Genomic DNA, 13,706 nt, shown 5'->3' with positions numbered 1-13,706 from the left:
TTGCAGTGGGCGGGCATGGGCGGCCAGGTCGGCGCCGATTTCGGTGGTGGCCTCATCGACTTCGAACTGATGAGCAACATCTACTCGCTGCCGGGCCTGTCGGAATCGGCGCGCGGAGTGATCGGCGCGGTCGAGCAGGCCGCGGGCCCACAGGCCGTCGCGATGCTCCCGCGCGGGCTGGCCGCGCTCGCCGAAGCGGGACCGCGGATCACTCCCGAGGACCTGCACTACATCATCGGGATGATCCTGGTGATGCAGAAGAACATCTTCTCCGACCTGATGCCGATGCACGACGCCTACGTCACCGGCGGGCTGCCCGCGCTGGCGGAATTCCAGGCCGCCGGGCTCTTCGGCGCCGACATCATGAACGCCTGGCGCGGTATCGCTTCCGGCGACCACGACCGGATCGCCGCGGGCAACGCCACCCTGCTGCGCCGCGAACAGGAATGGGCGATCGGCGGGCAGTGGGATGCGGTCCGGGCCTACAAGGGCGCGGTCGGCGAGGCCATCACCTATGTCAGCGGCGCGGCCGGATCACCGTCGGTGGCCGGTGTGGCTCCGCCACGGGAATTCAACCCGGTGCGTATTCCGTTCACGATGGCCGACGGCAGGCCCGCACTGCTGACGATGCCGCTGCCGGATTGGAACTGGTCGGTGCTCGATGCCCGCTGGGAATACATCACCTCCGAGCTGCTGCCGAAATACAAGTGGCAGGTCGAAAACAACTGGCCCGCATTGGAAGCAGTGATGCGCACGCCCTACGAAATTCAAATGGAATCGCATCGTCCGCTGCTGAATATCCCGCAGCTGCTGGATTCGGCGGTGCGGCAGATGAAGGTGACGCCGGTGGGCGCGGATATGGCGGTGAACTGACCATGAAGGCAGCACGATTCATGCATTCGGACCGGCGCCGGTCGACCCGCGGAACCCGAGCGCTGCGGCGCCCGCTGACCGCCTTGACGGTAGCGGCGCTGACCCTGTTCGCAGGTGCGGGAATCGCCTTCGCGCAACCCGAACCCGCACCACCCGAGCCGTTCGTGCCGCCGCGCACGCCCGGCCTCGGTGAGGTGTTCAACGGATATGTGGTCGGCACGCTCCAGGGCGCCACCCTCGCCGCACCGGGCGAAGCCTTCCAGGCCCTGCTCGCCAACGACCCCTTCTATCAGGAACCTCCGCTGACCGGCGACGAGAAGCCGGGCACGGTCCTGAAATCCAAGAAGGTCGACGTCATGTTCTCCGGTGTGAAGCCGGCGAACCTCGACGCCTACAAGCTGATGTACGTGACCACCGGTGTCGACGGCGTCACGCCCGTGATCAGTACCGGCATCCTGATGGTCCCGGTCGACGGCAAGCCCAACGACCAGCGCAAGCTGATCTCGTATCAGGAAGCCAACGACAGCGTCGGCTGGTCCTGCCATCCCAGCACCCAGTGGACCGGCGGCGATCCGCTCGACGGCGCGTCCTGGTCGGCGCTCGGCCCGCTGGCCATGCTGTTCGGCAAGGGCTACGCGGTGATGATCTCCGATGTCGGCAATGACGCCGACCGCAAACCGCACGGCGTCTTCGCGGGCAAATTCGCCGCCCACGCCCAGCTCGACGGCGCCCGCGCCGCCCTGAACTTCCGCGAAGCGGGCCTCGATCCCAAGGCACAGGTGGGTTTGTTCGGGATCGCCGGCGGCGGCGTCGGCGCCGGCTTCTCCGCCGAACTCCAGCCCACCTACGCCCCTGAGCTGGACGTGAAAGCGACGGTCCTGGAAGGGATGGTGGTGAAGCCGCGCAACTTCATGCGCGTGGCAGACGGTTCCGTCGGCTCCGGTTTCGCCTTCGCGACCCTGCTCGGTCTCGAGCCCTGGTACCCCGAGATGAAGATCGACGAAAAGCTCAACCCCGCGGGCAAAGCCATCGCCGACTTCTTCCGCACCCAATGCCAGACCCCGGCCTACTTCGGCATGCCGTTCGTGCCGCTGAAAATGCTGTTCGAGTCCGGTCTCAACCCGGCCGATGAACCGGCCTTCCAGCACGCCTACGACGACAACATCCTCGGGCAGGCGGGCACCCCGAAATCCAAGGTGCTCATCACCTCCTGCGCCGCCGACGATTCGTTCATGTCCCTGGTACCGGCGGCCGACTCCCGTGAGCTGGCCGATATCTACCGGTCCAAGGGCACCGACGTGGCCTACGCGCCGTCCAACTGCAGCATGATCCGCATGATCACCGACCTCTACGGTTGGGGGACAGATCTTTTCGGGATGCAGACCATCGATTGGCTGGACGCGCAGTTCGATTGATGGGTGGGTGCTGCCCGGTCGTTGGAAGACGGCCGGGCGTCCGGCGGATCATGGCGGGTCGAGACGGCACTCCACATCGGCCGCCGGTAGTTTCCCGTCGAGCAGGAAGGCGTCGACGGCCTCGGTTACGCATCGGCTCGGAAGCCCGAGGATGCTGTGCCAACGCACACCACGCAATGTGACCAGCCGAGATTCACTCATCGAGCGGCGCATGGCCTGCGCACCCGAGTAGGGGGTGCGGATATCACCGTCGGCATGCAACAACAGCACCGGCACGGAATGCCGGATCCGGGTCGGCGGCTCGAGGGGCGCCGGCCAGAACGCGCAGGGTGCGATGTTGTTGAACAGCGGGCCGAAGATCGGGCGCTCGATTCGGCTGCGTTCGATATTGCTCCAGTACCACTCCGGATCGCGCGGCGCGGCGACGTCACCGCATTTGACGGCCATATGCGCTTCGAACATTCCGCCCGATCCGGCCCACCCTCGCACGGCCTCCCACAGCGGGATCGGTTGTACTACCGCGCCATCGCCGGCTGCTCGCAGCTGCTGAAGGAGCTCGGCCAGCCGGGCGGCGTACGGCCCGAATGACAGCATGAAGTTCAACGTCGTGAGCAAGATGTCATCGTCGACCGTCAAACCAGCGATCTCGATCGGCCGCTGCGCTGCTCGCGCCATGAGGTCCCGAACGGTAGTCAGTACCGCTTCGGCACTGTCACCCAGCTGAAACTGTTGCTGCTCGGCAGCCACTTCCTCCGCCCATGCCACCAACGCGGCCTCGTTGGCCACGCCCGAATCCTGGAACATGCCCAGCCAGTACCGTTCCGGGTCGACCACACTGTCCAGCAGGATCCGGTCACTGTGTTCGGGAAACATCTGGCTGAACACCGCACCGAGGTAGCTACCGTAGGACGGCCCGTAATAGCTGATCTCGGGCTCTCCGAGCACTGCGGCGATCATCCGCATGTCCCGCGCGGTATTGCGGGTATTGATGTGCGGTAGCGCCGCGCCCTCCGACCCGATGCACAGCGCCGCCAACTGCGCGGCGCGCTGGACATCGTGATCGAAGGCCGCGCGATCCGCACCCGGCTGGGCATCACCACCCGGTACTCGGCCCGGCGGCCACCCGCAGGTGACCGGCGTGGACTGTCCGACTCCGCGCGGATCGAATCCGATCAGGTCGTAAGCCGCCCGCACCTCGGCCGACAACCCGTTGCCGACCGCATTGCCCGGGTCCAGGCCCGGTGCCCCGGGACCACCGCTGTTGGTCAACAGAACCCCGTGCCGCCGAGCCGGGTCGGTCGACGGCACTCGCGAGATGGCGAGGCCGATCGTCCGCCCGCCGGGCGCACGGTAATCGAGAGGCACCCTGATCTCCGCGCATTCGCCGCGCACGGCGATCAGATCGGGGTCCGAACACGCATGCCATACCACGCGCTGACGCTCGAATGGTTCGAGTTCGGACCCTTCGCCGACAATCCCAGCTGCCGCTCCGTCCAGCCCAGCCCCGGCGCGGGCGAATCCGGTCCCCGCATCGCCGAGACCGGCTTCCGCTCCGGATCGGGCGCCGAGCCCCACGACGGCCGTCAGCGCTGCGCCGACGGTGACAAGCGCAGTGCAACGATGAAACCACCTGGCGTGCATATGAATCCCCTCCTGATCGGAAGGTTATCGCGGGTGCGGCGGCCGGACAACGAGTGGCGTTTCTGGATCGGCCGCGGCTGATCCGGCACCCATGCAGGCCGCGGTGATCGCCCGCCTGATCACCTCCACGGTGCGCCGCGCCTCGGTCGCATCGAGTCTCTCCGGTCGGCCCTTGTCGGTCGTTTCGGTGATCGGATTCCGCGTGAGCGGGCATGATGAGCACATTCCGCCCGAATCCACGGCCCCGTCACCGAGGAGGCAGCCGGTGCTCACCACCATGTACTCGATGAGCGTTTCGCTGGACGGTTTCATGGCCGGCCCCGGCGACGACATCAGCTGGACCGCTCCGGAGCCGGAGATCTTCCGCTTCCACATCGAGCAGACCCGCCACCTGGCCGGGATCGTCTGCGGGCGCAAGCTGTACGAGGCGATGCTGGTGTGGGAGACCGCCGAAGAGACCATGACCGACGAGGCCGAACTCGAGTTCGCCCGGCTGTGGCGGCCGATCCCGAAGGTGGTGTTCTCCACGACCCTGGATTCGGTGCAGGGCAACGCCCGCCTGGCCACCGACGATCTCGCTACCGAAATCGCCCGGCTACGGGACCAGCCGGGTGATGGCGTGGTGGAGATCAGCGGCGCCACTCTCGCCGCGGCCGCCATTGCCGAGGACTTGATCGACGAGTACCGCCAGTTCGTCTACCCGGTCATCCTCGGCGCGGGCACGCCGTTCTTCCCGCCGCGCGCCGAACCCCTCGAACTGGAGCTGGTGGAGTCGCGTCCGCTGAGCCCGCGCGTCGTTTACCTACGTCACCGGCGCAAGCGGTGAATTCGCGGCCGGCCCCTCGAGCCGGGTGAACTTCTCGTCACCCCGCATCGGCTGGTTGTCGAGGCGGTGCCGGGACGGTCAGTCGACGCCGTCGTCCAGGTCTTCCCACGACACGGTGACGTCGAACGGCACCAGCGCTTCGATCGCCCTGCCCCCACGCGTGCGGCTTCGATATGCCGCCGACACATAGCTGCCGCTCGAGTCCAGCGTCAGCATCTCGACCGACACGGTGGGACCATCCTCGTTGGCCATTCGGACAATCCAATAGTTGGGAATCCCGAACCGCGCGTACTCGGCGCGCTTGTCGACCAAGTCGGCGGTCACCGTCGTCGGCGACACGACCTCGATCACCAGCAATGTGTCCGCGACGGTCGGCTTGCGGTTCCACCGCGGACGGGGCTCATCGATGCAGCGGTAGACGATCACATCGGGTCGCTTGTAATGAAACGGGACCTCGGACACGAGCATGTCGATATCGCGGTTCACTCGGACGCACGGCTCATCCGCGGGCCGCTTCTCCTTGGCATCCAACAGCGCACGTTCGAGATTGCGTGACACCGCGTTGTGGTTCGGCGACGCGGATTCGCAGTGGATGATCATCCCGTCTTTGATTTCGATCCGCCGCGCCACATCCTCCGGCATGGCCAGATAGGTGTCGATGTCGACGGCACGGCTGTAGGTCTCCGGGGCCGACCAATCGAATGCTTCCGACACGCTGACCATCCTTCGCTTCGGGTCGAGGTCATCGTAGAGCAGGCTTCGTTGGCGTATGGCCCGCGTGTTCCGCGGTACATCGGGGCGAAGTCCGAAACCCGGTCTGCCCGCCCGTCATCACCTCACGCATACGGTCGATCCGGATACACCTGCACGGACGTCCACTGGCGGGCGTAAGTCTCGTACGGCTGAGTGGTGATGATGAGGGAGCGGCTCGATCGGCAGGATTCTGCCGATCGCGTCCTGGTTGCGTTCGAACTGGAGCGAATACCGGCCATATCGGCAAGATTCTGCCGCTCGAGTGCTCGTGACGTCGCACGTCGAGATGCGGGGTCGACGCTGTCTCAGGGTGCGGGTGATGGGCCGCGAGCGCGGAGGATGGCACGCTCGGCGCGCGAGCGGAGGCTGGTGCTGAGCATCAGATCTCCCGGCCTGCCCGGCGGTTTTCTGCGATCCTGAGTTCGTCGCAGTCCTACCCGAGGTGCTCGTATGCTCAAGCCACTCTTCGTGACCACGGCGATCTATCTCGCGGCCGTCGGCCTTGCCTTGATATTCGTGCCTGCCCAGTTCGGCGTCGGTGCGGTTCCCGACGATGCGTCGCCGGAGTTGATCGCCCTGCTTCGTCTGCTCGGCGGGCCGCTGCTGGGAATCGCGGTCCTGAACTGGACCTCGCGCAACGCGGCGCCGGCATCGGTGCGCGGGACGGTGGTTCTCGCGAATATCGTCGGCTTCGGCGCCGTGGCCGTCAATGATGTCTGGGGTGTGCTCAGCGGCGAGGCCCGCGACCTCGCAGCGGTGTTCCTCGTCGTGCACCTCGGCTTCACGCTCGGCTTCCTCTACGTGTGGGTGCGCAGCCGCCGGGCCTGAACCGCGATCAGGCCTGCGGGTGTTCGGCGTACCAGCGGTCGATCAACGCCGGAAGTTCTTTGCCCATCCAGACGAAGAATTCGTGCATTTCGCGGACCCGGGCGGCCTGCTCGCTGCCGGGGTCGGCGAACAGGGCGAGGCCGCGCGAGGTCATCGCGGTCAGGTCCTCGTATTGAGTGCTCTGCTGCCGGGTGAGCTCGGGCAGCACGCCCGCGCGCAGGATGTAGTAGTCCTTGCGGTCGCCGGGCTTGGAGGTCTTGTCGACCCAGCGCATGGTGGTGAGGTTTTTCAGCGCATTGGAAATGGAGCCTTTGGACGCCTGCAGGGCGTCGGCGATCTGCGCGAAGGTCTGCTCGGGTGGCGAGCAGACCATCAGCCAGCCCATGGCGCGGCCGGTCATGCGGACCAGGCCCATGCGTTCGAGCACGAGCGCGAAATCCTCGACGAAGGCCAACTGCTCCGGGGTCGGGGCCGCCGGGTCGCGTTCGGAACTGGTCATCGGTCGAGTATCCCTTCCGGGGTGGAGAAACGGGAAAACGGGGCGAGCCACCTCGGCTCGCCCCGTAGGTGCTGCTCACACCGCCAGATCCCGGCGATCGAAGCACACCAGCGCCGCTGTCAGCGCGATGCCCGCCGCCGCCACCAGCACCGCGAGATGCCCCGCGTTCCAGCCGTTGACCAGCGGCGAACCTCCGTTGGCGTAGTAGAACGGCGAGAGCTTGCGCAGCCAGTCGTCGCCCAGATTGTTGGCCAGGTATCCGGCAACGGTGAGCAGCGCGGCCACACCCAGCGCCAGTGAACGTTTGCCGGTCGCCGCGCCGACGAGCAGCGCGACGGCCCCCGCGAACAGTGCCAGCAGCCCGAGCCCGGCACTGGCCGCGACGATATTGCCGGTCGCCACGTCGATGTTGCCGGAGTTCGCGCCGGCGATCACGCTCACCGTGAGGACCACGCTCACGACCGCGACCTGCACCGCGAGTGCGGCGAAGCGCTGCACCAGCAATCGGGTGCGGCTGATGGGCTGGGCCAGCAGTAGGTCCAGGCTGCCGTTCTCTTCCTGGGTGGCCGTTCTGGTGGCGATGGTGACCGCGAAGATCAGCATCAGCAGCAATCCCATCAGCGAATACACCGTGGAATTGAGAAACCCGGTGCCGCTGGCGAAATCGCTCAGCCCCATCGCGTCGTACATGCTGTTCTGCTGGATATCGAGCGAGCCCTGCTCCTTCAGCGATTGATACGACGGCAGGTAGATCATCGGGACGATGGCCAGGCCGATCGACCAGCCGATCAGGCCGCGGCGCTGTTCTTTCAAGGTCTGGGTGAAGACTGTGCGCTTCATGACGAATTCTCCTGTGCGGAAGGGAAAGGCAAATCAGCGGCCGTAGAGGCTGAAGAAGATCTGCTCGAGGTCCGGTTCGTTCGACAGCACGCTGACCAGTTGGTACTTGGCGGCGACCTTGAACAGCGCGTCCACCTCGCCTTCGGTGGTGCAGCGCAGGGTGGCGCCCTCGATGCCGAGATCGCGCACGCCGGGCAGCCGTGCGAAATCGTCGGGAAAGATCTCCTCGCCGAATATCAGCTCGACCGCACGCGGCGAACGCCTGCGAAGGTCCTCGACATTCTCGGTGCCGAGCAGTTTCCCGGCGCGCATGATGACGGCGCGGTCGGCGGTCTGCTGCACCTCGGTGAGGATGTGCGAGGACATGAACACCGTCTGGCCATTGTTCTTGGCCTCGGTCACCAGATCCAGAAAGCGCTGTTGCAGTAGCGGATCGAGCCCGGAGGTGGGTTCGTCGAGGATCAGCAGGTCGGGGTTGTGCATGAACGCGGCGATGATGCCGACCTTCTGCTTGTTGCCCTTCGACATCGAGCCGACCTTCTTGGCCAGATCGAGGTCGAGCAGCTCGGCCAGTTCCGTGATGCGGCGCTGGGCGACGTCTCCGCGCTGATCGGCCAGAAAGGCCAGCAGCTCGCGCGCCGAGTGACGGCCCTCGATGGCCAATTCACCTGGTAGATAACCGATTCGGTGACGCAGTTCGGCTCCGCCCGCGCGCGGGTTCACGCCGAGGACTTCCACGCGACCCGAGGTCGGCCGGATCAGGTCGAGCAGGATGCGGATGGTGGTGGATTTGCCTGCCCCGTTGGGGCCGAGAAACCCGAACACCTCACCCTCGTACACCTCGAGGTCGAGATCGGTGAGCGCGACATGCTTGCCGTAGTGCTTGGTGAGGCCCTCGGTGCGGATGGCGGCGGTGGTCATGATGCTCCTTGCAGAGGATTCCGGTAGAGCGATCAGTTCTTGCAAGTTCCGCAAGGACTGATATGTTCAGTAAAGACTGAACATGAAGAACATGTCAAGACCGCGCATGGGAGTTCGCACCGTCGAACCGGTGTATCGGGGCACTGACCTGGTGCTCTGCGCTGTCTCATGAGCAGCGGCGGACCGGCCCGGCGCCACCGGCGGCCGGCGTGTTCGAGGTCAGACGGTGGCAGGCGCGACCGCGGCGGTCGCCGGCGACGGTCCCAGGGTGCTGTGCAGGTTCGCGATCACGGTTCGCCCGAGCGCGTTGTTGCCGACTCCGCCGATGACCGCGCCGATGCCGGCGGGAATCACCTTGCCGAACATGAGCACACTGCGTTTCACCACGAATTGGACCAGGAAGCGCTTCATGGCCGAGTCGTCCATGCGGTTCAGCCCGGGAATCCAGTTGCCGACCGCGTCGACCCATTTGCCTGCCGTATGGCCCGCGGTCTGCCCCAGCGCCTTCGTTCCGGCCTGGCCGAGCACCACCGCCGAGACCAGGTGCTTGTCGAGCACGTCCTGCGGCGAGATCTCATAGATCGCGGCCGCTCCGGTGGTGAGCACACTCGAGGCCTCCAGGAACACCAGGGTGTCGGCGCCGGTCGCGAACAACGCCACCACCGTGCCCACGCCGGGAACCGCCGCGCTCAATCCCACCCCCACCCCGCTGGCGGTCACCGCGATCAGGTACTGCCGTTCCAGCCGGCGCACAATCTGCTCGGGCGTTTCCTCCGGGTGCCGGTCGCGCAGCCAGTCCGCGTACTTCACCACCACCGGCGCCTGCACATGCGCGGCACGATCCAGGGCCGACACGACACCCTTGTCCAGGAATTCCCGCAGCATAGAACCAGCCTCCTCGCCTTCCACCGCTCTACGGCGGCTGTCCGGTACGCAAGGTCGACACCCGGGCGGCGTCGATCCGCACGCGCAACCGCCGATGATCCTGATCACCCGACCGGCCGGTCGCGCCGAATATAACCCGGTTACCCATGGGCGGACCGTCGACGCGCGAACCGCTGAGTGGTCCCGGTCTCACCCCTGCGGCAGCTCGTTGTGGCCGCCGAAGGCCTTGCGCATGGCGGAGAGCATCTTGTCGGCGTAGTGCGATTCGCCGCGCGAGGAGAAGCGCTGGAACAGCGCGGCCGACAGCACGGGGACCGGGACGCCGATGTCGATGGCGGCATCGATGGTCCAGCGACCCTCGCCGGAATCGGAGACGCGGCCGCCGAAGGAGTCGAGATTCGGGTCGGCGTGCAAGGCCGCGGCGGTCAGATCGAGCAGCCAGGAGGCGACGACCGAACCGCGCCGCCACACCTCGGTCACCTCGGGGATATCGATGTCGTAGCGGTAGTACTCCGGATGTTCGAGGGGAGTTTCCTCGGCCGAATGCGCGCCGCTGTCGTACCCGGCGCCGTAATCGGCCTTGTGCAGGATGTTGAGGCCCTCGGCATAGGCGGCCATGGCGCCGTACTCGATGCCGTTGTGCACCATCTTCACGAAATGCCCGGCACCGGCCGGACCGCAGTGCAGGTATCCCTGCTCGGCGGGGGTGGGCTCGCCGGTCCGTCCTGGCGTGCGCGGCGCGGCGTCCACGCCAGGAGCGATGGAACGCAGCAACGGGTCGAGGTACCGCACCGGGCCCGCCTCGCCGCCGATCATCAGGCAGAAGCCGCGGGTCCGTCCGAAGACCCCGCCCGAGGTGCCGATATCCACGTAGTGAATGCCCTTGGGAGCCAGCCGCTCGGCCCGTTCGATGTCCTCGTGATAGCGGCTGTTGCCACCGTCGATGATGATGTCGCCCGGCTCCAGCAGTTCGGCGACCTGGTCGATGACGGCGCCGGTCGCGCCCGCCGGAATCATCACCCACACCACGCGGGGCGTCGCCAATCTCGAGACGAACTCGGCCAGATCGGTGGTTCCGGAGAACGCAGCGCCCAGCTCGGCGCCGAGCTCCTCGATAAGCGGAGCGTGGCGTTCATATCCGACGGCGGTGTGCCCGTCGGCGACGATCCGGCGCACGATGTTGGCGCCCATCCGCCCGAGGCCGATCATTCCCAGCTGCATGCCATCATCTCCTCGTTCGTCGTCACCCCTGGTCGCGCACGATTGTCCCGCGCCGGAGAAAATTGATGCGGCAGGCGGGTGTAACGCGGCGAATGCGGCGCCGATAGACAGATCGGCTCCGTGTAGTTGCCAGACCCCCGACCCGGCAACTGCACGGAGCCTTTTGGTGTGCGAACTGCTTCTTTGCTCATCGTTTGCTGGGTCGCGGTCCAGTGTGATCTGTGCGGCACTGACGTCGTCGGTGCCGACCGTTATCGTTGGGCGAGCGCGCACCGCGCGAGAACTTGTAACCCGATGTGGGGAGGACGATTCGTGACCGGCGAGTCGAACACCGGACGCGGCGAGAGATCCGAGCCCGCCCGCCGCGCACAGCCCACCAATGGCGGGCTACGCCAGTTCCTCGAATCCGCCCGCGCTCAGCAGCAACAGCAGCGCCGCGAGGCCGAGCACGCTCAGCAGCTCCAGTCGGCACAGGAGCCCCAGCAGACGCAGGAGCCTCAACAGCCGCTCGGGGACCATCGGCACCCACAGCCCCAGGATTCACCGGCACGCCCGGGTCTAAACGCCGGAAATGCGCGCAACGCCGAGCGGCCCGGCACCACCCCGACCGGTCAGCCGTCCACGGCGTATCACCCGCAGCAGCCCGACCCCGCGCCGGCATTCGGCCGCGCCACCTCACCGCTCGACCGCGCGACCCTGCGGATCCCCATGCCGGCCAACCCGCCCGGATCGTCGCAGGAGAGCACGCAGAGCGCGCTCGAGCCGCGTCAGGGGCACGCGGATGAGCCCCGCCCGGTTCACGTGGACGGGCCGCGCCCGGAGCGCGCACGGGGGCCGCACCGCGGGCACACTCCTGAGCCGCCGCCGGAGCATCTGACGCAGCGGCTGCCCGTTCAACCGAATCCGGCCCGACCGCACCCGGAGCAGGTGCGGCCCACCGACGCAGCGCAGGAACCGCTGACGCGCCGTCTCCCGATCCCGCCTACAGCGGGTACGCCCACGGCTCCTCCGGCAGATGACGCGGGCGCGACCGACGCGCTCCCGGTCGAGCACCCGCCGCGAGGGGGAGAATTCACCGCCGGCTCGGCCGCCCACATGTCCAACGGGACCGCTCGCCCCGGATCCGCCGGAGAAACGCCCAATAGTGGAGGGCGCCGGGGCCCGACCGCCGATGCGCTGGACCGCCCCGACCCGGCCGGTGATTCGCCGACCGAGGTGATGAGCGCGGTCCCACCGACCGCGGGCAGGCAGGACAATCCCCGGTCGACTGTGCGATTCGCGTCCGCAAGCCCTGCGAATCCGGAATCCGGTTCCACCGACGACGAGCAGGGCGCTCCCCGCCCACCGGCCCCCCGCGCCCCTGGCGAGCGTCGCCCGATCTCCCGGCAATCGGCGGAGACGACGAAGCGTCCCGAGTTCCTGCAGATCATGCGGTCGCCGAAGGCGCGCACGATCGGCATCGCGGTCGGCGCCCTGTTCGGTCTCGGACTGCTGGGGTATGTCGCCGATCTGGCGATGTCCTCGGGTGAGGTGCCGCGTGGTGTGGTGGTCGCCGGGGTCGAGATCGGCGGCATGGACAAGTCCGCGGCCGACGCCCGGCTGCGTGTGGAACTGGATGGCCGCGCGGGCCGGGAACTGCCCGTGACGATCGGCGATGTGCAGACCACCCTTGTGCCCGCTTCGGCAGGCCTCAGCGTCGACTGGGACGGCACCTGGGATCGGATCGGCGGCCAGCCGCTCAACCCGATCACCCGGCTGACCTCGCTGTTCGGCACCGAGACCGTGGAGGTCGACAGCGCCGTCGACGAGCAGGCGCTCGGCAAGACCTTCGACGCGCTGCGGGTGCACGACCGCCCGACCGTCGAGGGCACCATCGTCTTCGAGAACGCCAGGCCGGTGGCGGTGGCTCCGGTCCCTGGCCGGGTGCTCGATGCGGCGGCCGCCCGTGATGTGCTCGTGCGGAACTGGGTCGCGGGCACGCCGATGAACCTGCCGGTGGTGCCCGCGCCGGTCGCCGTCCGCCAGGACGCGATCGACCAGGCGTTGCAGCAGGTCGCGCAGCCCGCGGTGGCGGCGCCGGTGATCTTCGACGGCAAGGGCGGCAAGGCCCAGCTGGCTCCCGAGCAGATCGCCACCATCGTGTCGTTCGCGCCGGACGGCAATGGCGGCCTGACCCCGCGCATCGACCAGAAGGTCGCCACCGATCTGCTTGCCCCGCAGCTGAAGGAATCCGAGGTCGAGCCCAAGGACGCGACGTTCACCCTCACCGGCGGCAAGCCGACGGTGGTTCCGTCGGTGGTCGGCGACAAGATCAACTGGCAGAAGACCCTCGAACCGCTCGCGACCCTGCTGGCCGCGCCCGCGCCGCAGCGCACCGCGCCGGCGGTGTACGAGAAGGTCGAGCCGAAGTTGACCACCGAGGCGGCCGCCGGGCTCGGCATCGTGGAGCCGATGGGCGAATTCACCACCGGCGGGTTCAGCGGGCCGTCCGGGGTGAATATCCGGACCGTCGCCAGGAAGGTCAACGGCGCCATTGTGAAACCCGGCGAAACCTTCTCGCTCAACGAATTCACCGGGCCCCGAGGCATCGCCGAGGGCTATGTCGAATCCGGCATCATCGACCACGGCAGGCCGAGCAAGGCGGTCGGCGGCGGCATCAGCCAGTTCGCCACCACCCTCTACAACGCGGCCTATTTCGCCGGCCTCGAAGACACCGGTCACACCGAGCACAGCTATTACATTTCGCGGTATCCGGCGGCCCGTGAAGCGACGGTGTTCGACGGCGCCATCGACCTCAGCTTCCGCAACAACACCGCGAACGGCATCTATATCGAAGCCTCCGCGAACAATTCCGAAGTGACGGTGCGGATCTGGGGCACCAAGACCGTCCAGGTCGAATCCATCACCGGCGAACGCACCAAGCCGACCAAGCCCAAGACGATCACTCTGCCCAAGGGCGAAGGGTGCATCGCCACCGAGGGCGCCGACGGGTTCACCGTCAGCG

General features: G+C 67.3%; 12 protein-coding genes. 5 read left to right on the top strand and 7 right to left on the bottom strand.

All coding sequences use genetic code 11. From position 1 onward, the window contains the following. Together RJ05_RS24795 and RJ05_RS24790 are read left to right on the top strand one after the other, a co-directional pair. Window positions 1-873: hypothetical protein (locus tag RJ05_RS24795; RefSeq protein WP_036541253.1), on the top strand; the 873-nt coding region annotated here is incomplete at its 5' end. 2 nt (window positions 874-875) lie between these two features. After that, on the top strand, window positions 876-2,288 hold the full coding sequence (locus RJ05_RS24790) for a lipase family protein (protein WP_373365081.1): 1,413 nt from the start codon (window positions 876-878) through the stop codon (window positions 2,286-2,288). A 48-nt stretch (window positions 2,289-2,336) separates the two neighbouring features. Here the strand turns inward: RJ05_RS24790 and RJ05_RS24785 are convergent, their stop codons facing one another. Continuing rightward, complete coding sequence (locus RJ05_RS24785; RefSeq protein ID WP_249040585.1) at window positions 2,337-3,653, bottom strand: alpha/beta hydrolase; 1,317 nt, start codon at window positions 3,651-3,653, stop codon at window positions 2,337-2,339. A 541-nt stretch (window positions 3,654-4,194) separates the two neighbouring features. On the opposite strand from RJ05_RS24785, the gene RJ05_RS24780 reads away from it, so the two are divergent. Next, window positions 4,195-4,755 (top strand): dihydrofolate reductase family protein, encoded by a 561-nt coding sequence (locus tag RJ05_RS24780; protein WP_036541264.1) that lies wholly within the window; start codon window positions 4,195-4,197, stop codon window positions 4,753-4,755. A gap of 78 nt (window positions 4,756-4,833) precedes the next feature. Here the strand turns inward: RJ05_RS24780 and RJ05_RS29550 are convergent, their stop codons facing one another. Further along, the gene (locus RJ05_RS29550; protein WP_158682461.1) at window positions 4,834-5,469 is read right to left on the bottom strand and encodes a Uma2 family endonuclease; all 636 of its coding nucleotides are present in this window, start codon (window positions 5,467-5,469) and stop codon (window positions 4,834-4,836) included. Between the two features lie 507 nt (window positions 5,470-5,976). On the opposite strand from RJ05_RS29550, the gene RJ05_RS24770 reads away from it, so the two are divergent. Continuing rightward, window positions 5,977-6,336 (top strand): hypothetical protein, encoded by a 360-nt coding sequence (locus RJ05_RS24770; RefSeq protein ID WP_249040584.1) that lies wholly within the window; start codon window positions 5,977-5,979, stop codon window positions 6,334-6,336. A gap of 7 nt (window positions 6,337-6,343) precedes the next feature. On the opposite strand, the gene RJ05_RS24765 is transcribed toward RJ05_RS24770, so the two are convergent. The 5 genes from RJ05_RS24765 to gnd form a co-directional block, all read right to left on the bottom strand. Continuing rightward, window positions 6,344-6,835 (bottom strand): GbsR/MarR family transcriptional regulator, encoded by a 492-nt coding sequence (locus RJ05_RS24765; protein WP_051016884.1) that lies wholly within the window; start codon window positions 6,833-6,835, stop codon window positions 6,344-6,346. A 75-nt stretch (window positions 6,836-6,910) separates the two neighbouring features. Then, window positions 6,911-7,675, bottom strand: a complete 765-nt coding sequence (locus RJ05_RS24760) for a DUF2705 family protein (protein WP_036541247.1) — start codon at window positions 7,673-7,675, stop codon at window positions 6,911-6,913. A gap of 33 nt (window positions 7,676-7,708) precedes the next feature. Next, window positions 7,709-8,596, bottom strand: coding sequence for an ABC transporter ATP-binding protein (locus RJ05_RS24755; RefSeq protein WP_036541245.1), 888 nt, complete (start codon window positions 8,594-8,596; stop codon window positions 7,709-7,711). A gap of 219 nt (window positions 8,597-8,815) precedes the next feature. Next, a complete protein-coding gene (locus RJ05_RS24750; protein WP_036541258.1) occupies window positions 8,816-9,481 on the bottom strand; it encodes a hypothetical protein in 666 nt (221 codons plus the stop codon). Window positions 9,482-9,670: 189 nt separating this feature from the next. Then, on the bottom strand, window positions 9,671-10,702 hold the full coding sequence (gene gnd / locus RJ05_RS24745; protein WP_036541242.1) for a phosphogluconate dehydrogenase (NAD(+)-dependent, decarboxylating): 1,032 nt from the start codon (window positions 10,700-10,702) through the stop codon (window positions 9,671-9,673). 1,269 nt (window positions 10,703-11,971) lie between these two features. Here gnd and RJ05_RS24740 point away from each other — a divergent pair. Then, the coding region (locus RJ05_RS24740; RefSeq protein ID WP_255220958.1) for a VanW family protein at window positions 11,972-13,706 on the top strand (1,735 nt) is incomplete at its 3' end.

The sequence above is a fragment of the Nocardia cyriacigeorgica NBRC 100375 genome (assembly GCF_000308555.1).
GTDB lineage: Bacteria > Actinomycetota > Actinomycetes > Mycobacteriales > Mycobacteriaceae > Nocardia > Nocardia cyriacigeorgica.
Note: the sequence above shows the minus strand (reverse complement) of the source record. Positions and strands in the feature narration are given on the sequence as shown.

What these genes read in the sequence shown, in the direction of transcription:
- RJ05_RS24765 (WP_051016884.1), bottom strand. Translation starts at nt 6,835, where the DNA reads ATGACCAGTTCCGAACGCGACCCGGCGGCCCCGACCCCGGAGCAGTTG.
- gnd (WP_036541242.1), bottom strand. Translation starts at nt 10,702, where the DNA reads ATGCAGCTGGGAATGATCGGCCTCGGGCGGATGGGCGCCAACATCGTG.
- RJ05_RS24750 (WP_036541258.1), bottom strand. Translation starts at nt 9,481, where the DNA reads ATGCTGCGGGAATTCCTGGACAAGGGTGTCGTGTCGGCCCTGGATCGT.
- RJ05_RS24755 (WP_036541245.1), bottom strand. Translation starts at nt 8,596, where the DNA reads ATGACCACCGCCGCCATCCGCACCGAGGGCCTCACCAAGCACTACGGC.
- RJ05_RS24790 (WP_373365081.1), top strand. Translation starts at nt 876, where the DNA reads ATGAAGGCAGCACGATTCATGCATTCGGACCGGCGCCGGTCGACCCGC.
- RJ05_RS24760 (WP_036541247.1), bottom strand. Translation starts at nt 7,675, where the DNA reads ATGAAGCGCACAGTCTTCACCCAGACCTTGAAAGAACAGCGCCGCGGC.